Origin of the sequence: Paraburkholderia sp. SIMBA_054 (genome assembly GCF_046534875.1) — a bacterium.
GTDB lineage: Bacteria > Pseudomonadota > Gammaproteobacteria > Burkholderiales > Burkholderiaceae > Paraburkholderia > Paraburkholderia hospita.
In genome coordinates this window covers 1-265 of record NZ_JAWRXV010000942.1, presented here as the reverse complement: position 1 = coordinate 265, position 265 = coordinate 1, and the positions used below count along the sequence as shown (strand labels likewise).

At 69.8% G+C, this 265-nt stretch carries 1 protein-coding gene; it reads left to right on the top strand.

Annotated features, from left to right (window positions below; genetic code table 11):
• Position 1: 1 nt before the first annotated feature.
• A partial coding sequence (locus SB822_RS57905) for a hypothetical protein (RefSeq protein WP_410859212.1) occupies positions 2 to 265 on the top strand: 264 nt, incomplete at its 3' end.

Genomic DNA, 265 nt, shown 5'->3' with positions numbered 1-265 from the left:
CATCGACGCGCTGTGCGGCGCGATCGCCGGCTTCGCGCTGCTCGCCGGCCCGCGGGCATTCATGTTTACCGCGTTACTCGGCTGGCGCGAACCGGTGGCGGGCGGCGCGGGGCTGATGCTGCTCGCGGCCGTCGGATGGTTGCGGTGGCGCTGCGGCGGCGCGCCGCGGCGCGTGGGCGGCACGTCGTGCACTCTTCACTGGAATCTCCCCGAAACGCGCAACGTTGCTTGCTACAATCGATTGCCGCAATGCGAGCCATTCGAA